The sequence below is a fragment of the Arthrobacter koreensis genome (assembly GCF_009193255.1).
Classification (GTDB): Bacteria; Actinomycetota; Actinomycetes; order Actinomycetales; family Micrococcaceae; genus Arthrobacter_B; species Arthrobacter_B koreensis.
Genome location: NZ_WACG01000010.1, coordinates 1 through 19,488, shown reverse-complemented (window position 1 = coordinate 19,488; position 19,488 = coordinate 1). Strand labels below are relative to the sequence as shown.

Here is a 19,488-nt window from a genome sequence, read left to right as displayed (position 1 = left end):
AGCATTAGCTTTAGGAACCCATGAAGTACGAGGATGAAGAGCAGTCCTTTTCGGCTGCCGCACTGGCACGCCGTCAGAAGTACCCCTCGGATATAGACAGCCTCTTGGCTTTGCATGAAGAGTCGGTGGTCCGTGCCCAAGAGGATGCACTGGCCCTGCTGAACCTCCAAAGGGAGTTCCGTCACCTGCATGCCGAAACGGAGAGATTGCGTTCAGACCTGAAGGCATCGAGGAGCGAGGTCCAGCAGCTGAAGGCCGTGTTGACTCAGCTGCGCCGATCTGCGAGTTTACGGCTTGGAAAGGCTATCTTGGCGCCGATAAGGAAGGTCCGCCCTGCTGGACCGGTTCGGTCTCTCAAGCACCCCGCCCCGCAAACTGAGGAACGGCGAACACTGGAACAAGCGCCGGTATCTCCCGATCCGGAAGGCTCGGGTGAGCAGCGTACGGAGCGGGAAATCCGGCTGGAGGAGTTGCTGTCCGATGTGAGGAAGGAACCGTCCGCGGCCAATATTCTCCGTGCTGTCGCGCATTACTACTATGTTCTCGGAGAGATTCAGGCACCAGCTGCGCTTATCCGGGAGCATGCGGCAGCTCTCGAATCACTGGATGCTCGTGGGCGGAGGACAACCGAAGCGGTTCTCGGCCAGGAGCGGTTGTGGCACAGCGGACCGGACATCGCTCCTCGGCAGCCCAACGCCGGGTACCTCGTTGAGCGCGGGCGGGTCATGTACTGTGCCCACAGCACCGGGCACTTCAACAGCAACGGCTATTCGACGCGAACCGCTGAACTGGTTCAGGGGTTCCTGAACCAGGGTGCAGACGTTCGGGTAATCGCCCGCCCTGGCTACCCCTGGGATGTGCCGGTGGACCAGCCAAAACCGCCCGCGACGCGCTTTACGAGGGACGTCCTTGGGGTGGAGCACGTTTTCACGCCCGGTCCTTCGTGGAGCGACCAGCCACTAGACCGTTATTGGCTGGAGGCTGCTGACGTGTATGTGCGGGAAGCCCAACGGGCAAGGGCCGCGGCTATTCATTCGGCCTCGAACCACGTAACGGCCCTGCCGGCGTTGCTTGCAGCCCGTCGCCTTGGCGTGCCGTTCTCCTACGAGGTGCGGGGACTGTGGGAGATCACCGAAGCCTCCGAGAAACCCGGATGGGAGACATCCGAACGCTACCACTTGGCGAAGAGGCTCGAAACGCTTGTAGCGACCAACGCTGACATCGTCTTTGCGATCACGGAACAGGTCCGTGAAGAACTGGTTCTCCGTGGAGTCCAGCGGGACAAAATCCAGGTGTTGCCAAACGGCGTGGACACAGACCGGTTTACACCGATGCCGGCGTCAGACAAACTGCGCCTCGACCTTGGCCTGCCAGTCGGTGTACCGGTCATTGGATACGCCGGGAGTTTGGTCCATTACGAGGGACTGTCTGATCTGCTGAGCGCCGCCGCTCTGCTCCGGGACCGGGACGTGGATTTCCACGCAGTCATTGTTGGCGACGGTCCAGAACTACCGAAGCTTATGGCACATGCGAAAAGCCTGGGACTTGGGGAGCAGATCACGTTTACCGGCAGGGTGGAAGCCACGGACGTACCCGCCTACGTAAGCATTTTCGACGTGATGCCGTGTCCCCGTCTGCGTCTTCCGGTTACCGAATTGGTGTCGCCTTTGAAACCGCTGGAAGCCATGGCCGCAGGAAAAGCCATGGTGCTGACGGACCTGGCACCCCTTCGGGAGTTTGCGGGTGCGGACCAGGAACGGGCGCTGCTCGCTGAGCCTGCCGATCCGGAGTCGCTGGCAGATCAGCTTTCCAAACTCCTGAGCAACAAGGCTCTTCGCGAGGAACTGGGCAGACGAGCGCGGCTTTGGGTAGTCCGGTCCCGCCAGTGGGGTGACATAGCCCGCACCATGAGTGAGTCGTTTTTGCCGCTTCTTCAGGGCGACCAGCCTGAGCTGCCCCATCAAAGAAATCTGAAGCAGATCTCTGTCGGGGTTATAGCCGACTCCTTTACTACTGAAGGACTCCGCCCTGAAGTGCACTTGACAGAGCTACTGCCCGGTGCCTGGCGGGACCAGCTCACGCAAAGCCCAATCGACGTGCTGCTTGTTGAATCCGCCTGGGAAGGGGTAGGCGGGAAATGGAAGCAGAGGGTTGGTTACTACGACGAGGAACGCTTCAGTGACCTCCGCGGGATAATCGCATTCTGCAATGAGCAGTCCATCCCAACGCTCTTCTGGAACAAGGAAGACCCTGTCCACTTCAACCGGTTCAAGCGAACAGCCGAACTCTTCGACCATGTGTTCACAACCGACTCTGGCTGTATCGAACGGTACGCCGAGTCCAGCAGCCGCAACCGAACGGTTGCTTCGCTTCCCTTCTACGCCCAGCCAAAACTCCATAACCCTCTCCCCACCGACTACCCGTACGAACACACTGTCGCCTATGCCGGTTCGTATTATGGTGATCGGTACCCAGCTCGCTCCGCGGAGCTGGCAGCAATCCTGTCAGCAGCCAAGCCGTTTGGGCTTGCCATCTATGATCGACAGCATCTCAGCGAAGATAGCCCTTATCGCTTTCCGCCCAGTCTGGGACCGTTTGTTCGAGGAGGGCTGCCTTATCTGGAAATGGTAAAGGCCTACAAGGCACACCCTGTCCACGTGAACGTCAATTCCGTGGACGCCTCTCCGACAATGTTCTCCCGCCGGGTTGCAGAGATTGCCGCTTCGGGTTCCGTTGTCCTCAGTGGAAAAGGCGAGGGCGTCGCGAACGTCATGGCTGGCCTTGTCCAAACAGTCGCCAATGGGGAGGAAGCACACGCCGTCCTCAGCCGCTGGATGAAGAACGAAACAGTGAGACTGCGTGACGCCTGGCTTGGTTATCGGCTAATCCATCGCGGGCACACCGCTGCCCACCGACTGGCCTACATGCTTCGCTGCGCCGGCATGGTGGTCCGTGCACCGGAACCGCCACGGTATGCGGTACGGCTTAGCGCCCCGAGTCCGGAAGCGCTGCGTCTTTTGGCTGCTCAGACAATTAGGCCGACAGTGGTAATCATCCCTGACCCCTCTGCGGTGGAAGGAAGCGGCCTGGACTTACTTGCAGATTCGGAAGCGACCCCCGTAATGCTCGATCGACTGGGCATCCGGTGGGTTGGCGAGATGCCGGGGGAGGGGCCCGACAGAACAGTTTTCGAGGATCTTCTGACGGCGGCGACCTATGGTGAATGGTCTGAGATCGGCTCGTCCGCCGAACTCGGCGGCGGGGCGGGCGAAGGCCTGTTGCGCTATGGAACCGCTCCCGTGGGATCCCCCAGACTGTCATCAACGGGGACCGGTTCGAAGCAGATCAATTCGAGCGTTGTTTTTCGCCGGTATCCGGGAGTTGGTAGACTCCATGCTGCGCAGCCGCGGGTTTCCGTCAGGCCGCGGTCAAACACGAACATTCTCATAGCCGGCCATGACTTGAAGTTCGCCAGCGGTATCATCCAGTCTCTTGAATCCCAGGGACATACAGTAGTGCTGGACTCGTGGCAGGGACACAATCAGCATGATGAGGAACTTAGCAGGCAGAAGCTTTCCCAGGCTGACGTTGTTTTCACGGAGTGGACGCTGGGGAACGCCGTTTGGTACTCCAAGAACCTGCACGAACATCAGCGGTTGGTATCCCGGTTTCACTCACAGGAACTTTTCACTGATTATCCCAAGATGATAGACACCGACCGGGTGGAGAAATTCATCTTTGTTGGGGAGCACGTCAAGAACGTAGCCCTGAGAAATTTTGGTCTACCCCCGGTGAAGTCGGTCGTTCTGCCCAACCCTGTGGAGGCTTTGGAATTAGCAAGACCGAAGGCCGATGACGCGCGGTTCACTTTGGGCCTGGTGGGGATAGTGCCTGCCCAGAAAGGTTTAGGCAGGGCCCTGGACCTGCTGGCCGCACTTCGCGCCGTCGATCCTCGTTACCGGTTGCGCATCAAGGGCAAACGGCCCGAGGACTACGCGTGGATGAGTGCGAGACCCGACGAAATGTCGTATTACGAGTCGCAGTACCGGCGCATCGAAGCCGATGCCCTGCTCCGAGGAGCCGTCACCTTTGACGGGCATGGACCGGATATGAGCTGCTGGTACAGAGATATCGGCGTGGTCCTCTCAGTCAGTGACTTCGAGTCTTTCCACATGACCTTGGCGGACGGGGGAGCCAGCGGCGCCGTGCCCGTGAGCTTGGCTTGGCCCGGGGCGGACCAGATCTACCCCTCGTCATGGCTGTTTGCATCCGTTCCGGAAATGGTGGCGTACATACTAACGACGACCAGAACCCCCCAAGAATGGAAGCGCCAGGGCTCTGACGCACGGTCGTGGGTCAGCACGCACTTGTCCTCCGATGTGGTGATGCCTGCGCTAACCAGCCTCATTCTGGGCGACTACCAAGCATGAGGGTCCGGAGCATCACGCACTCAACACTCGGGTCGCTCCGAGAGCTGGCCACCCGGCTTATCCTGACCCGCCCTTTTGCCGGGACACCTAAAACTGATTGGAGCGCGAATCAGACCGAGACTGGTTATGCAGTCAAGGCAACCACTGAAGGAACAACCTTCAGTCTCTCCTGGACTGTTCCCAGGCCCTACGATGTCGAAGTGCATGGCCATTCCTTCGCACTCTTAGATAGGAAGAAGGCACACGTTGGTGAAGTTCGTATAGAGGCAGACGGACCCGCGAAGCTTGTTAGGGACCGAGCGGAAAAACAGTCATTTGGCGTTCTGGGCCAACAGCAAAAGGTAACGTTGACTGCGTGTGCCGACGTAAGACTGCATGTTCACACCAATGACGGTCTTCTCGTACCCCGCGGCGTCTCAGGAGCGGATGAAGCCTGGTCGGTATGGCAGGGCGAGCGCCACCTCACGTATTTGCTGGAAGAGCCTATCTCGGAAGCAGGATGCTCCAAGCTATGTGTTGCATTTTCAGCGATAGGCGCCCCGTACGACTTCACGTATAACTACCGCTCATCCCTGAAGAACGAGGACGCCTATCGGCTCTATATTCTCGACAACTTCGGGTCTCAGGGATCTTATTATTTTTCGGATCACCGGGACCAGACGATATTCAACGCCGTGCAGGATTTTATTACGGAAAAAGCCAGGCAGCTTGGCGTGAATCGCATGGATATCAGCATGTTGGGAACCTCGAAAGGAGGCACGGCCGCAATCGCCCATGGTCTCAAGCTCGGCGCTGGCCGCGTGGTTGCTGGAGCGCCACAGTACCTGCCCGGTTCCTACCTCAAGGCTGCGGCGCCCGGTATTCTCTCATTCATCGCAGGAGCCGATGACGAAGAGTCGGTAGCCTGGCTTGACGGGTTGATCCCTAATTCGTTGACTGAACTCAGCCGCGACACAGCAGTCACCATCCTGGTTGGCGAAAATGACAGCCATCTCAAATTCCATGTTCGCCCTTTCATGGAATTTGCCGAGCGGGAGAACTTGGACGCCACCGTGCTGGTGGTAGAAGATCTCTCTCATCAGGACATTGGCCGGGCATTCTCGCCCTACGTGGGTGAGGTGCTTCGCGCCGGCGACGATCGCGCCAGACGAGGCTCTCTCGTCCCTTACCAGTTTGAGTGGCGGAATGGAGTACCGGGTAACGAAGTCCAACTCAAGACGTGGGTGCCGCCGGGTGAAGTCATTTCTGCGGTCTTCAAGACGGAGAACGGCGCCCTGCAGCAGATGCCCTCGCATTCCTCGACATACTTCCGCACTGCGGTTCCGGTCGGACAGAAGGTTTGGGCGACGGTTACTCGCAGGGCAGCTGATGGGGTGGTCGGGGTTCTCACCTTCGATACAAAGACTCTTGAGCCCCGTAGGAACTGAAACTACCGCCCGCACGGCGGCCAAAGGTTCTTAGCTCATGCTGGAAGAAGTCCGGTCATAGTTCAGGAGGAACTGGGAGCGCATGCGGCCGGTTCTTCCACGGTTCGAATTTCTGTCCCCACCCCTGCAACGCATAGTCAATGAGGGGGTTGAGAACACTTCGGTACGGCATGCTGTGACCGCTGGCAAATGGCTCAACAATGATTTGAACATTCCCATTGGGCGAGACTGAAGTTGAGGGATACATCCCCAGTTGTTTGGCAAAAGGCTTGAGATGATTTTCGATGTGAAATGTATCATCGTCATTCTGGACGTATATTAGCTGATAGCTCTCTGGTGGCAAGCTGGAGACCCTGTGAACCAGACTGGCACGCTCTTCTAGGTGGCATAGCTCGTCAGGCGAGTCCAGCTCCGGAAAAAGAGTGCGCTGGTATGCAAGGACGGATTTAGCCCAGTATTTACGAATATCTGTTTGCGGGTTGAAAACCAGGGCACGGGATCCTTCAACGGACGCTGCGAGGTTGACAGAGGCAAACCCCCCGCCTGACCCGCCAACAAACAGGATCTTCTTGGCGCCTAATTGCTCTGCCACGGTTCTGACGATGCGGCTGTAGCGCACAGTCAGATCATCCTTCGCATCTCCCGTGAACCATGCCAGCTCGAGCTTCGGATTGACCTCTAGGACGCCGTCAGACAGGAATAAGAGATTCTCGTTACGGGACTGCAACGTCGATAGGAACTCGAATCGGGGAACCTTGTATTTCGTGCGTGCGAGGGCGCCGTGACTCACGACCAGTAGGGCATCGGCACCTGTATTCTGCAACAGGAAGCGAATTGGATATTTCTCCCCGGCTCTGTCTCGGGGAACGATTAGGTGCTCCGTACGTCCCGTAATGCGGACGTCCAACTGACTAGGATCACTCCAACACAGCACTGGCGCCTGATGCTGGGCATCCCAGTTCCAATGTCCAGAGTTGTCATAGCCACCATGTTCCATGGCGGCTCCGAGTTTCGCGGCAAGGAGGTGAAAACGCTGGTCCACGTTCCCGGGCGTGGGCTCGTAACGCGCTCCTTTGGGATTAGCGTCGAGAATCGCAATTCCGCGCCTCCGCAGGTGTCGATAGTAGCGTGCATATGCGACGGCACGTGCATACCCACGTACACGGGGTTTGGCTCCCGACGCCTTCGGGGAATGGCTTGCCGCGGGCATCTTCAAAACGAAGGTCCTAGACCTCAGCCCAAGTGTCCCCAAGAGGTCTATGAATCTGTCAGCTGCGGATTTCCAGAGCGCGAAGTGCTCCCTGGTGCCAAAGCTGACGTGACGGGTGACCTCGGCGCCGCGCATGGAGGCCTTGGACAGCTGAGGTGACGCGGTCAAATAAGTTCCATCAGCGAGCCGGAAAACTCCAAAACGTTCATCTGCCAGGTCCCACAGCACACAGTCCAGTTCCCCTGACTTGGCGGCTAGTTCGTCGGTCAAGGAGGATTGCACGTCATCCATCAATACACGGGATGCGGCAGGGGATAAGTCTGACGGGACGGAAAGACTAATACCGCTGGCACCGTTCATTGCACTAATCAACGATTGGCGCGCTACATATGCCGCACGGTCTGCGTTATCACTATAAGTAGCGAGGAGAGGTACGGCAGCCCCGCTGCCGTAAACCAAAACCCGGATTCTAGGCATCCCCGAAGTCGGCGATCCGTGACCCAATTCCGAGCATCTGTTCGATAGCAGCTACAGTCCGGGCTGCCGCCTTTCCGTCGCCGTACGGGTTGACGGCATTGGCCATCGAATCGTAGTAGCCCTTAACGTTCAAGAGCTGGTCCACCTCTGCCACGATACGGTCTTCGTCCGTACCGATGAGCTTGACGGTGCCGGCATCAACAGCCTCCGGACGCTCTGTGTTCTCACGCATAACGAGAACGGGCTTGCCAAGGCTGGGCGCTTCTTCCTGGACTCCGCCGGAGTCGGTAAGGACCAGATGGGACATGGACAGCATGCGAGTGAACTCACCATAGGGGAGCGGCTCAACTATCAGGACGTTCTTTTTGCCCTCAATGGCAGGAATGACGGCTTCGCGGACCAGCGGATTCTTGTGGAGTGGCACGACAATAATCAAATCGGGTTCCGCATCTGCGATGCGGGCCAGGGCACGCCCCACTCCGCGCATAGCCTCGCCCTGGTTCTCGCGGCGGTGCGTGGTGACAAGAAGGATCTTCTCGTCACGGGCCGCCAGTTCCTCCAGCGCCGGATCAGTGAAGGGTACTTTCTTGTCGACCGTCATAAAAAGAGCGTCGATGACTGTGTTGCCCGTAACGACGATGTCCGCTGAAGGGATGTTTTCCCTCAGGAGATTTGCGCGGCTGGTGCTGGTCGGTGCCAAGTGAAGGCTGGCGATCTGGGACGTGATTTTGCGGTTGGCTTCCTCCGGGAACGGAGAGAAAAGGTCGCCGCTGCGCAGGCCCGCCTCTGCATGGACCACAGGGATGCTGTGGTAAAACGCAGCAATGGCACCGGCAGTTGACGTTGTGGTGTCACCCTGGACAACAACGGCATCAGGCCGGTTCACGCTGAAAAGTTTGTCAAGCCCGTCGATGGTCTTGGTGAGGATGCCGTTGAGCGTTTGCCCCGGAGCGAAAATGTTCAAATCGTGGTCAGGAACGATCCCGAAGATGCTGTTGACCTGATCCAACATCGAGCGGTGCTGGCCCGTGACCGTCGTAAATTGGTCCAGGCTTGAGGACTGCTGCAAAGCAGCAACGATCGGCGCCATTTTGATGGCTTCAGGACGTGTTCCGTAAATAGGCATAACGAGTGGCAAAGCGGTACCCCATATAGCTGATAAGTGCGATTGATGCGCTAAGCCTAGCCGACTTGGCTTGACTGGGACTTGCTAAAGCGCCGGTCGAAGGGCCGACAGATCCTCTAACCGGACCGGCAGGCCCGACATTTACTCCCCTAAAAGGCCGTACTCCTACTCAAGCCAAGCATCAGCCAAAGAGCACGAGTGCTGCTATAAGAGCCGGCACAGAGGCCATCACCAGGACCGTCAGCGCCCAAGCGACCGCTCGCTTTCGGCGGTAGGCGCGGGCGTCTTCGGAATTTGCGCGCAGTGCTGGCTGCTCGGTAAACGGAGCGCTAGCCGCAGAGTCGTCCAACGCCGAGCGGCCCACCCCTGAACTCATGTGACGGGCCGCAGCCGCCTCCGGATAGATCCGTTTTCCCATGGGTCCACTCTCGCATGTTTTCAGCTCGCTTTCCGTGCGTTGTCAGGCCCCTGCGGTAGGCTTCCTAGTGACCAAGCCGGTTCCAAGACAACGATGTCCTGGAAGATAATCCGGAGGAGAAGCATGAGCAGCAGCACGGAACGGGACTACCTTGCAGACTAAGATCACCGCAAACGCCCAGGCGCTGAAGCGATGGTTGAGCAACGCCGAGGTGTCCCTGGGGAACCACAGCGACCGGCTGAACGCCATCAACATTTTCCCGGTGGCCGACGGCGACACTGGAACCAACCTCTACCTCACCATGCGTGCAGCGTCCGCCGCTGCCGCAGAACGTGAAACCCAGGACATCGGCGAGCTGCTCGCCGCGGCAGGGCAGGCCGCGATGGAACAGGCCAAAGGCAACTCCGGAACGCTCCTGTCGGTATTCCTCAGCTCCATGGCGGAGCCCCTCATTGGCCATACCCGGCTTTCGGCACCCCTGCTGGCCCGCTCACTGGAACGCGCGCAGCTGCGTTCCTGGTCCGTCCTCAGCGATCCGGTCCCCGGCACCATGCTCTCCGTCCTGGAAGAGGCGGCCCGGGGCGCCTCCCGGGTGGAGGCTGCCCAGAGCGGTGATGACAGCAATGCCGGGCTGGCTGAAACGCTGCGCGCCATGATGACTGCGGCCCTCGCCGCCGTCGTACGCACCGAAGAGCAGCTGGAGACCCTGACGGACGCCGGCGTCGTGGACGCCGGAGGCGTCGGATTCCTGCTCGTGCTGGACGCCATGCGTGCCGCTGCCCTGGGTGAAGAGCTCCAGCGCGAACTGCTGGACGGGCTCCACGGCTACGACGTGCAGGACCCGCACATTCACGGCACCCAGCCGCAGCTTGAGGGCGTGGAGGTCATGTGCACCATCACGCTCAGTCCCCTGGATGCGGCAACGCTCCGGCTCCAGCTCGACGAACTCGGCGAATCGGTGATCATGAGTGCCGTCAGCCCGGTAGGCGAGGGGTACCGCTGGCGTGTCCACGTCCACACACCCGACGCCGGCGCCGCTATGGACGCGCTTCATGCCGTGGGTGAGCCGACGAACGTTACGATCACGGAGCTTTCCGCCAACGGGCACCAGACCACGGAAATCCCGCAGGTTCCGCTGCCCGGCCGGCCCGGCTCCGGCGATTTCGCCCGCGAAGCCTAAAGGACAATGCAGGACAGGATTCCCGGCGAGCTCGACTTTCCGCTCAACCGCAGGATCGGGAAGAAATCCGCGGACAAGATCGAGAAGCAGCTGGGCATCACCACCGTGGGCCAGCTGCTGCTGCACGTCCCGCGGCGGTACATGGAACGCGGGGAACTCACCCGGATTTCCGAGATCCCCTTCGATGAGGAAGTTACCCTCATCGCGCGTGTCCAGAGCATCAACTCCCGCCGGATGCAGACGCGCAAGGGAATGATCGTGGAAGTCACCGTGACGGATGACGACGACGCCGCAGGCTCACTGGGGCTGCTGCACCTCACCTTCTTCAACGGCTACGGTGCGCTCAAGGACCTCCAGCCCGGGATCCGCTCAATGTTCTCCGGCAAGGTGGGCGTGTACAAAGGACAGCTGACGCTGACCAACCCGAACTATGTGCTGCTCAGCGACGAAGCGGACGACGAAGAAGAAGCCAAGCGGCCCATCCCGGTCTACCCCGCAACGGCCAAGCTCACCAGCTGGGAAATCAAGACCACCATCGACCTGCTGCTGGACTCGCTCCAGACCGAGCGCCTGCGGGACCCGATTCCGCAGGCTATCCGGTCCCGGGAGCACCTGATGGGCGTTGCTGACGCCTTCAACGCCATCCATCGTCCCGCGGTCATCGAAGACGCCTACCGGGCGCGCCACCGCTTCCGCTATGAGGAAGCCCTGGTGCTGCAGACGGCCCTGGCTCGCAGGCATGCCTTTACGGCTGAACAGGATGCCACCGCCCGCCCGCCCCGGCCCGGGGGACTGCTGGAGTCCTTCGACGCCGCGCTGCCTTTCACGCTGACGGAAGGCCAGGCCTCCATCGGCGCTGAACTTGCCGCGGACCTGGCCAAACCGCACCCCATGAACCGGTTGCTGCAGGGCGAGGTTGGTTCCGGAAAGACCCTGGTGGCGCTGCGGGCCATGCTGCAGGTGGTCGACGCCGGGGGACAGGCAGCGCTGCTCGCCCCCACCGAGGTGCTGGCCGCGCAGCACTTCGCCTCGATCACCCGCACCCTTGGTCCGCTGGGCCAGGCCGGGATGCTTGGCGGCAGTGAGAACGCCACCCGGGTCACGCTGCTGACCGGCTCAATGTCCACGGCCCAGCGCAAGGCAGCGCTCCTCGAAGCAGCCTCCGGTTCCGCCGGGATCGTGATCGGCACGCACGCGCTGCTCAGCGAACACGTGCAGTTCGCTGACCTGGGGCTGGTGGTGGTTGATGAACAGCACCGATTCGGCGTCGAGCAGCGGGACATCCTGCGCACCAAGGGCCGGGAGTCCACTCCGCACCTGCTGGTCATGACCGCCACGCCCATCCCGCGCACCGTGGCCATGACCGTGTTTGGCGATCTGGACGTTTCAACCCTTACGGAGCTGCCTGCCGGACGTGCACCCATCTCCACGTACCTGGCGCCCCTGGCGGACAAGCCCGCCTGGGGTCCGCGGATCTGGGCACGCGCCCGAGAGGAGATCGACGCCGGACGCCAGGTCTACGTGGTCTGTCCCAAGATCGGGGAGAGGGAGGAAGAACCGGGCACCGAACTGGCACTCCTCGAAGACCTTCCTGCGCAGGCCTCCCCACGGAACCAGCGCCCGCTGGCTTCAGTCCTGGAAACAACGGAACGTCTTCGGGAACTGCCGGCGCTCGCGGGTACACGGCTGGGCACGCTTCACGGCCGGATGGACCCGGCAGACAAATCCGCGACCATGGATGCCTTCAATCGCGGCGAGATTGACCTGCTGGTCTCCACCACGGTGATTGAGGTGGGAGTGGACGTCCACAATGCCACCATGATGGTGATCCTCGACGCCGAACGTTTCGGCATCTCACAGCTGCACCAGCTGCGCGGCCGCGTAGGGCGTGGCGGCCTGCCGGGCACGTGCCTGCTGGTGACCAACCTTGAGGACGGTCATCCCAGCCGGGAACGCCTCGATGCCGTGGCAGCCACGACGGACGGCTTCGAACTGTCGCGCCGGGACCTGGAACTGCGCCGGGAAGGTGACATTCTCGGTGCTTCACAGTCCGGGGGACGCTCCACCCTCAAGCTGCTTCGCGCCATCCAGGACGAAAAGGTCATTGAACGGGCGCGTGCCGACGCCTACTCGCTCATCCAGGAAGATCCGGACCTGCTGGACCACCCGGCCCTTAACGAGGCGATCGAGGCCTACCTGAACCCGGAGAAGGAAGCATTCCTGGACCGCGGCTAGGGCCAGGACGCCGAATGCCGGACAGCGCAGACCCGCTGGCTAGAGTGGAACCATGAGCCGCATCATTGCCGGAGCCGCCGGCGGAACCACCCTGTCCAGCGTTCCCGGGTCCAGTACCCGGCCCACCACTGACCGGGTGAAGGAAGCGCTCTTCTCGCGGCTGGAGTCCTACGGGATCCTCGACGGGGCCTACGTGCTTGACCTTTTCGCCGGCTCCGGGTCCCTCGGCGTCGAAAGCGCCAGCCGCGGGGCCGCGCGGGTGGACCTGGTTGAGCTGGCCGAAAAAGCCGCGCAGGTATGCCGCAGCAACGCTGCGCTGGTGAACAAGGTCCTTGGCTCCGAGCGGGTACGGGTGCACCGGACCAAGGCTGAGACCTACCTGCTTCGCGTACCGCCGGGCCTGGCCTGGGACCTCGTCTTCCTCGACCCGCCGTACCCCCTGGAGGAGGAAGGCCTGGCCGCAGTGCTGGAAGCGCTGGCACCGCGGCTGGCGGACGGCGCCGTCGTTGTGGTGGAACGCTCCACCCGCTCGCCCGAACCTGCGTGGCCGGCAGGCCTGGAGCGCTTCAGCGAAAAAGCCTACGGCGAAACAACCCTGTGGTTTGCCGAGCCGGCCGCCAGGGAAGACGACGCGCAGGAATAGGTTTGCTCAGCGTCCGGCCGCGAACGCGTCGAGGTCGGCTCCGGTCAGCACCGCTGCCGGATGGGGACCGGCCTGCAGCAGCGACTGCGTCCAGTCGGCAGGCCAGGAATACGGCACGGCGGCCAGCACAATGTTGCCGGGGTGCCTGCCGGTGAACATTGACGCATCGCCCAGGGCTGCCACCTCACCGCCCGCCGCGCCGAACACATCAGCCAGCGCCTTGGCCTGCCGGCGTGCGAAAGCCAGCGGCGGATCGTCACCCACGTTCACCAGGAGTACCCCGCGTTCGGAGAGCAGCTCGAGCAGCTCCTGGTAATAGCCACGGTCCGCCAGGTGCTCCGGAGCATCCGCACCCGCAAAGACGTCCAGCACGACGGCGTCGAACGAGCCCGGTCCGAAGCGTTCGAGTTCCGCGCGGGCGTCTCCGGTCACCGTGTCCAGCACTGTTCCCTCCGGCAGCGGCAGGTAGGCCAGGACATAGTCGAGGAGTTCGCGTTCGAGTTCGACGGCGGTCTGCGGCGAACCGGGGCGTGTGGCCTGCACGTAGCGGGCCAGGGTCAGGGCGCCGGCGCCAAGGTGCAGAACCCGCAGCGGGGCACCGGGCGGCCCGGCGAGGTCCAGGACGTTGCCGATCCGGCGCAGGTACTCGTAGAAGATCTCCTCCGGGTGGACCAGGTTCACGTGGGACTGCTGGGCTCCGCCGATGGAGAGGATCCAGGCGCCGTCGTTGAAGGCATCCTCATCCAGTTCCGCGTGGGCGCCGATGCCGCGCAGCATCCGTGAGGGCGGTCGATTGGCCACGCTCAGAGCACCTCGTTGAGCCGCGAAATCCGTTCAGCGGCTTCCTGGAGCACGTCGAAGCGCTTGCAGAAGGCAAAGCGGAGCATGGTCCTGGTGCGTTCGGCGCCCTCGGGATGGCAGAACATCGCCACGGGAATGGCGGCGACGCCCACCAGTTCCGGGAGCCGGCGTGCCAGATCGGTGGCGTCCTCGATGCCTAGGGGAGCGACGTCGGCATTCACGAAGTACGTTCCCTGCGGCTGGAACACCTCAAGTCCCGCTTCCCGGAGTCCGGCGGAAAGCACATTGCGCTTGGCCCGGAGCGTCCCGGCGATGTCGGTAAAGAAGGAGTCCTCCATCCGCAGCCCCTCGGCGATCGCCGCCTGGAAGGGCGAGCCGGAGCTGTAGGTCAGGAAACTCTTGACCGAGCGCACGGCGGCAATCAGCTCCGCCTGCCCGCTGATCCAGCCAATCTTCCAGCCGGTGAGGGAAAACGTCTTGCCGGCCGAGGAAATGGTCAGGGTGCGGTCCGCCGCCCCGGGCAGCGTGGCGACCGGGATATGCCGGGGCCCGAACGTGAGGTGCTCGTAGACCTCGTCGGTGACAATCACGGCGTCGTGCTTGACCGCCAGGTCCACGATGCGCTGCAGGACGGACGCCGGGAAGACGGCGCCGGTCGGGTTGTGCGGGTTGTTGACCAGGACTATCCGGGTGCGGTCGGTGAACGCCGCTTCCAGCGCTGCCATGTCCGGCTGGAAATCCGGAGCGAGCAGGGGAGCCGTGGTGTGGGTGGCGCCGCTGAGCCCAATCATGGCGCCGTAGGAGTCATAGAAGGGTTCGAAGGTCAGCACCTCGTCTCCCGGGCCGGTCAGGGCCAGGAGAGTGGAGGCAATCGCCTCGGTCGCACCGGTGGTCACCATGACTTCCGTCCCGGGATCCGGACGGAGACCGTAAAACCTTTCCTGATGGTCGGCAATAGCTTCGCGGAGCACGGGCAGCCCCATGCCCGGGGCGTACTGGTTCGCGCCGGCGAGTATCGCCCGGCGGGCAGCGTTGCGGATTTCTGCCGGCCCGTCCTCGTCAGGGAATCCCTGACCAAGGTTGATGGCTGAGTGGGTGCCGGCCAGGGCCGTGATTTCCTCAAAGATGGTGATGCCCAGGTTGCCGTCCGCGCCGAGAAGGTTCGCTCCGGCCGCCGTGCGCTGCCAGGGTGCGGGCGCTCCGTCCCGGGAATCTCGGAGGGCGCGCGTGCTGGGAGTTGAAGTCATGCCTTCCAGTATTACCTGCGGAGGGCAGGAAACGGGCCGCCGGTATATTGGCTGGCGTGCGGCGGCACACCCTCCGGCCGGAACGTACCCGTCGCGGAGAGCCGGAAGACGGCAAAAGGAAGGAAGAGCAACGTGGAGTTCAGCGGAACGCTGGGACTGGACGGGAAACGCGCATCCGCTGCGGCGCTGCAATCGCTTAACAATGCTCCTGCAGGCGCACGGCAGGTTGAGTTCGAAGCCGGGGCGCACCTCCTCTCCTTGGAACTGCGGCCGGCTGGCTCAGCAGTGCAAGTCTCCGTGGCAGCGGCGTCCGAGGATTCGCAGCGGCTCCTGCGGAACGCGCTGGTAGGAAAGGCCGAGCTGGTCCAGGACGGGGGAGAACGCCACCTCCTGGGCACCGTGCCCGTACACCCCGAAGGTCTCGAGCACGGTGTGGAGGACAAGATCCGCTGGGCCCGGCAAACCGTCTGTTCCCACGACACAGCTTCCCGGCCCGGCCGGGAAATTCCACGGGGTTTCCTGAACCTGCTGTGGTGGGACGGGCGGCCGAACTTCGGAGATGCGGTGGGGCCATGGCTGGCAGGACACCTGAGCGGCCTGACTCCGGTGAACGGCTTCAGGCGCAGCCTGCGGACCCCCGCCCTGGCCACGGTCGGGTCCATCGCGGGGTGGCTGGAACAAAACGGATCACAAATCTGGGGATCCGGCCTGATGGCGCCCCTTGAGGACGAGAGCCTGGCACGTCTGCGGAATCTGCAGGACGTACGCGTCCATGCCGTACGTGGACGCAACACCCGGACCGAGCTGCAGCGTAAAACCGGATGGGATGTCCCTGAGGTCTACGGGGATCCTGCCCTGCTCCTGCCGCAGTTCCTGCCTGCCGAGGGAACGGGTACTGGAGATATCGCCGTCGTACCCCACCTTGACCACCGGGACTGCATGGAGACCGCCGCGGGTCCGGGAATCGCGGTGGTGGATGTGAGGGAAGGCGTCGAAGCGGTAGTCCGGAGGATCGCCGGGGCGCGGGTCTGCATCTCCAGTTCCCTGCACGGGATTATTGTGGCGCAGGCCTACGGCGTGCCCTGGGTGTGGCTGCGGATCAGAGACCGGCTGATTAGCGGAGACCGGTACAAGTTCGAGGACTTCTTCACGACTCTTGACGCCTCCGCAGTGTGCACCGGCAACGTTGCCTGCCGGGAACTGACACCCCGGCTCATGGAACGCCTGGCCGCGCGCGCGGTGCTGCCGGAACTCGGGATTGACCTGGAACCGCTGCTGCAGAGTTTCCCGCACCGCCGTGCCTGACCGGGCTGCGGGCCTGCCACCGGGTAGATTCGACGTATGCGACGTGCTGTATGCCCCGGATCCTATGACCCCATCCATAACGGCCACCTTGAGGTGATTGCCCGCGCCACGAACCTCTTTGACGAAGTCATCGTCGCGGTCTCCACGAACTACGCGAAGAAGTACCGGTTCTCCGAAGAGGAACGGCTGGAAATCGCATCGGAGACCCTGGGCTCCCTGGCCGGCGTGTCTGTGCTGCCCATGGGCAACGGCCTGCTGGCTGACTTCTGCCGGGACCACGGCGCCAGCACCATCGTCAAGGGGCTGCGCTCGGTGCAGGACTACCAGTACGAGCTGCCTATGGCCGTCATGAACCGCCAGCTCACCGGCGTCGAAACTGTCTTCCTGGCCGCGGACAATGCGTATACGCATCTCTCATCCAGCCTGATCAAGGAAGTCGCCGCGCTGGGCGGAGACGTCACCGGCTTTGTGCCGAGTGCCGTGCTGAAGCGGCTCAGCTAGCCGATAGGCGTGGCACACGCCGGGCGTATGAAGGCGGCCAGCACCCCTCCGGTCTCCTCCACGAACCGCCCCAGCCACTGGCCGGGGGAGAGCTCGGGTTCCGAGGCGACCATGCGCACCCTCACGTTGCTGCACTGCGAGATGTTCGCCTCGGCCCGCACCAGGTGGTAGGTGGACGTGACCACAATGATCTCCTCCCAGCCGTTGTCCGCCGCCAGCCGGGCTATGGCGCGCGCCTCCCCGCGCGTGCTCAGCGGCGAAGGGGAGAAACACCGGACTGCGGGGCCCGCGAAATACGTGCACACCGTGTCGGTGACGGCGTTGCCCGGAGTGTTCGTGGTTGAGAGAGCCAGGATCGGAGCATATCCGTCCCGAACCAATTCCCGGCCCACCGGGAGGCGTTCGGGAGCTGCGCCGGCAAGGACCACGACGGCGTCGGCCCGGCCCGGCTCCGCGGCCGTCTGCGGGTAGTAGAAAAGGTTCACTGCAACCAGCAGCCACACTGCCAGCACGGAGACGGCGGCAGCTAGGGCCGCGAAGAGGATGCGGAGCGCCTTGGCGCGGGGAGGGGAAAGCAGCACACCCGCAAGACTAAGCGACGCAGTGAGCCGGTGCATGGCGGAAGCACCGGGACGCCAGGGGCAGTAGACTTGGGAGGGAGACGGAAACCCGGCGTTCTGCCGGCTGCCTGACCCCGGTTTGAGAGATTCCGGCTCCTCAGGCTAAGATGATATGTCGGTCTATGTTCTACAGGAGTTCTCATTAGCGTTTCGTCGCGGTCACAACCGAGTTCCCCCTTGGCAATTAATGTCAAGGATCTCGGGCGCAGCCCGGGAACCATGCGGACAATGCATGAGCATGTGCCGGCACCGAAAGACTTCGGTGTTGCGCTTATTGGCGTGCCTTTCGGATCGGACATCGAGCTCGATCTGAGATTCGAAGCTGTACACGAGGGGATCCTGGTCTCGGGTTCCGCACTTGTTCCCGTCAAGGGAGAGTGCGGGCGGTGCCTGGTTCCCATCGAGTACACCGAGGACGTCGATGTGCAGGAACTCTTCTACTACGAGGACGCTGAGTCCTTCGAAGGGGAAGAGGAAGAAGAGCAACGCCGGATCGAGCGAGATGTAATCGATCTTGAACCGGTTTTGCGGGACGCAGTGGTAACTTCCCTGCCGTTCCAGCCGGTGTGCCGGGAGGACTGCGAAGGCCTTTGCTCCGAATGCGGGGCGCGCCTTGAGGAGGATCCGGGTCACCACCATGAAGTCGTGGATCCTCGCTGGGCAGCCCTTGCCGGGTTGGCTGGCACCGCCGCTGAAGATGCGGCAACAAGTACAGAGTCAGACGAGAGAGAAGAGAGTTAGTCGTGGCTGTTCCCAAGCGGAAAATGTCCCGCTCGAATACGCGTGCACGCCGGTCCCAGTGGAAGGCAACTGCGCCCAACCTGGTGAAGACCGTTGAGAACGGCCGCGTGACCTACAGCCTGCCCCACCAGGCCAAGGTCGTAACCGACTCCGCAGGTACCGCGCTGTTCCTTGAATACAAGGGCCGCAAGGTAGCGGACGTCTAAGACCAGTGCATGTCCCCTTTGCCGTTTGCCTTCCGGGCAGCCGCTAAAGGGGGCTCACTGCTTTTCGGGGCACAATCAGCACGTGAAAAATACTGAAGAGCTTCTGAAGCGTCTCGGCGTCGACATCGATGCCGAGACGCTTCGTCTTGCGCTCACACACCGCTCCTACGCCTATGAGCACGGCGGCATCCCCACCAACGAGCGCCTCGAATTCCTGGGCGATTCGATCCTGGGCTTTTCCGTCACCGACACGCTCTACCGTGACAACCCCGGACTTTCCGAGGGGGAGCTGGCCAAGCGCCGCTCCGCGGTAGTCAGCACCAAGGCGCTGGCCTCCGTCGCCCGCCGGCTGGGACTGGGCGAGTACATCCTCCTGGGCCAGGGCGAGAAGCTCACCAACGGCAAGGACAAGTCCTCCATCCTGGCGGACACCACCGAAGCGCTCATCGGCGCGGTGTACCTGTGCCACGGCATTGAGACCGCCCGGTCCATGGTCATGCGCCTCATCGGGCCGCTGCTCCATGATGCCGACACCCTCGGCGCCGGCACCGACTGGAAAACCAGCATCCAGGAAATCGCTGCCGCCCGGAAAATGGGGGACATCGAATACCGGGTCACCGGCTCGGGGCCCGACCACTCCCGCAGCTTCGTCGCCGTGCTGCACATCGGCGGACAGGCCTTCGGCACCGGCACCGGCCGGTCCAAGAAAGACGCCGAACAGGAAGCTGCCGCCGACACCTGCAGGCTGCTGCGCGAAAGCAGCCAGGCTCCGGCAGCCCCTGCGGGCGCCTAGCTGTACTGAGACAGCACGTTAGTTACACCGGGTGATGGGTGCTTTGCCTCCGAGGCTGCCGTGTGGGCGTTGGTGGTTGTAGAAGTCTAGCCATGGTTGCAGGGCATCGGTCCGGGCTTGGTTCGAGT

General features: G+C 62.4%; 16 protein-coding genes and 1 pseudogene. 10 read left to right on the top strand and 7 right to left on the bottom strand.

What is annotated here, in order from left to right:
• The first annotated feature begins 20 nt into the window (after positions 1-20).
• Positions 21-4,430 carry a glycosyltransferase gene (locus GD628_RS16215; protein WP_152275421.1) on the top strand — a complete coding sequence of 1,470 codons (4,410 nt, stop codon included), beginning with the start codon at positions 21-23 and terminating at the stop codon, positions 4,428-4,430.
• 200 nt (positions 4,431-4,630) lie between these two features.
• Positions 4,631-5,857, top strand: a complete 1,227-nt coding sequence (locus GD628_RS16210; protein WP_152275420.1) for a hypothetical protein — start codon at positions 4,631-4,633, stop codon at positions 5,855-5,857.
• 55 nt (positions 5,858-5,912) lie between these two features.
• On the opposite strand, the gene GD628_RS16205 is transcribed toward GD628_RS16210, so the two are convergent.
• The 3 genes and pseudogenes from GD628_RS16205 to wecB form a co-directional block, all read right to left on the bottom strand.
• The gene (locus GD628_RS16205; RefSeq protein WP_193313307.1) at positions 5,913-6,899 is read right to left on the bottom strand and encodes a hypothetical protein; all 987 of its coding nucleotides are present in this window, start codon (positions 6,897-6,899) and stop codon (positions 5,913-5,915) included.
• Between the two features lie 51 nt (positions 6,900-6,950).
• Positions 6,951-7,544 (bottom strand): annotated as a pseudogene (locus GD628_RS16995) (DUF6270 domain-containing protein); the annotation flags it as partial.
• A complete protein-coding gene (wecB, locus tag GD628_RS16200; protein WP_276529360.1) occupies positions 7,537-8,670 on the bottom strand; it encodes a non-hydrolyzing UDP-N-acetylglucosamine 2-epimerase in 1,134 nt (377 codons plus the stop codon). The gene wecB and the pseudogene GD628_RS16995, both read right to left, overlap by 8 nt.
• Before the next feature lie 569 nt (positions 8,671-9,239).
• Here wecB and GD628_RS16195 point away from each other — a divergent pair.
• Genes GD628_RS16195 through rsmD form a run of 3 tightly spaced genes read left to right on the top strand, consistent with a single transcriptional unit; the run spans position 9,240 to position 13,146 of the window.
• Entirely contained in the window at positions 9,240-10,268 is a 1,029-nt protein-coding gene (locus GD628_RS16195) for a DAK2 domain-containing protein (RefSeq protein WP_420837580.1), read from the top strand.
• Between the two features lie 6 nt (positions 10,269-10,274).
• Positions 10,275-12,503, top strand: a complete 2,229-nt coding sequence (locus GD628_RS16190) for an ATP-dependent DNA helicase RecG (protein WP_226802608.1) — start codon at positions 10,275-10,277, stop codon at positions 12,501-12,503.
• A gap of 52 nt (positions 12,504-12,555) precedes the next feature.
• Positions 12,556-13,146 carry a 16S rRNA (guanine(966)-N(2))-methyltransferase RsmD gene (gene rsmD, locus GD628_RS16185; protein WP_091603957.1) on the top strand — a complete coding sequence of 197 codons (591 nt, stop codon included), beginning with the start codon at positions 12,556-12,558 and terminating at the stop codon, positions 13,144-13,146.
• Between the two features lie 6 nt (positions 13,147-13,152).
• Here the strand turns inward: rsmD and GD628_RS16180 are convergent, their stop codons facing one another.
• Positions 13,153-13,923 carry a spermidine synthase gene (locus tag GD628_RS16180; protein ID WP_152275434.1) on the bottom strand — a complete coding sequence of 257 codons (771 nt, stop codon included), beginning with the start codon at positions 13,921-13,923 and terminating at the stop codon, positions 13,153-13,155.
• 26 nt (positions 13,924-13,949) lie between these two features.
• Positions 13,950-15,194 (bottom strand): aminotransferase class I/II-fold pyridoxal phosphate-dependent enzyme, encoded by a 1,245-nt coding sequence (locus GD628_RS16175; RefSeq protein ID WP_152275417.1) that lies wholly within the window; start codon positions 15,192-15,194, stop codon positions 13,950-13,952.
• Between the two features lie 132 nt (positions 15,195-15,326).
• Here GD628_RS16175 and GD628_RS16170 point away from each other — a divergent pair, with 132 nt between their 5' ends.
• Together GD628_RS16170 and coaD are read left to right on the top strand one after the other, a co-directional pair.
• The gene (locus GD628_RS16170) at positions 15,327-16,499 is read left to right on the top strand and encodes a polysaccharide pyruvyl transferase family protein (protein ID WP_152275416.1); all 1,173 of its coding nucleotides are present in this window, start codon (positions 15,327-15,329) and stop codon (positions 16,497-16,499) included.
• A gap of 36 nt (positions 16,500-16,535) precedes the next feature.
• Positions 16,536-17,000, top strand: a complete 465-nt coding sequence (gene coaD / locus GD628_RS16165; protein ID WP_091603965.1) for a pantetheine-phosphate adenylyltransferase — start codon at positions 16,536-16,538, stop codon at positions 16,998-17,000.
• On the opposite strand, the gene GD628_RS16160 is transcribed toward coaD, so the two are convergent.
• A complete protein-coding gene (locus GD628_RS16160; protein ID WP_176697564.1) occupies positions 16,997-17,581 on the bottom strand; it encodes a YdcF family protein in 585 nt (194 codons plus the stop codon). The genes coaD and GD628_RS16160 overlap by 4 nt on opposite strands.
• Before the next feature lie 216 nt (positions 17,582-17,797).
• Between GD628_RS16160 and GD628_RS16155 the strand changes: the two genes are divergently transcribed.
• From GD628_RS16155 to rnc, 3 genes are all read left to right on the top strand, one after another.
• The gene (locus GD628_RS16155; RefSeq protein WP_091603971.1) at positions 17,798-18,361 is read left to right on the top strand and encodes a YceD family protein; all 564 of its coding nucleotides are present in this window, start codon (positions 17,798-17,800) and stop codon (positions 18,359-18,361) included.
• 2 nt (positions 18,362-18,363) lie between these two features.
• Positions 18,364-18,567 carry a 50S ribosomal protein L32 gene (rpmF, locus tag GD628_RS16150; protein WP_055240805.1) on the top strand — a complete coding sequence of 68 codons (204 nt, stop codon included), beginning with the start codon at positions 18,364-18,366 and terminating at the stop codon, positions 18,565-18,567.
• Positions 18,568-18,649: 82 nt separating this feature from the next.
• Positions 18,650-19,360 (top strand): ribonuclease III, encoded by a 711-nt coding sequence (rnc, locus tag GD628_RS16145; RefSeq protein ID WP_091603974.1) that lies wholly within the window; start codon positions 18,650-18,652, stop codon positions 19,358-19,360.
• Between the two features lie 18 nt (positions 19,361-19,378).
• On the opposite strand, the gene GD628_RS16140 is transcribed toward rnc, so the two are convergent.
• On the bottom strand, positions 19,379-19,462 hold the full coding sequence (locus GD628_RS16140; RefSeq protein WP_420837578.1) for an integrase core domain-containing protein: 84 nt from the start codon (positions 19,460-19,462) through the stop codon (positions 19,379-19,381).
• Positions 19,463-19,488: the final 26 nt, after the last annotated feature.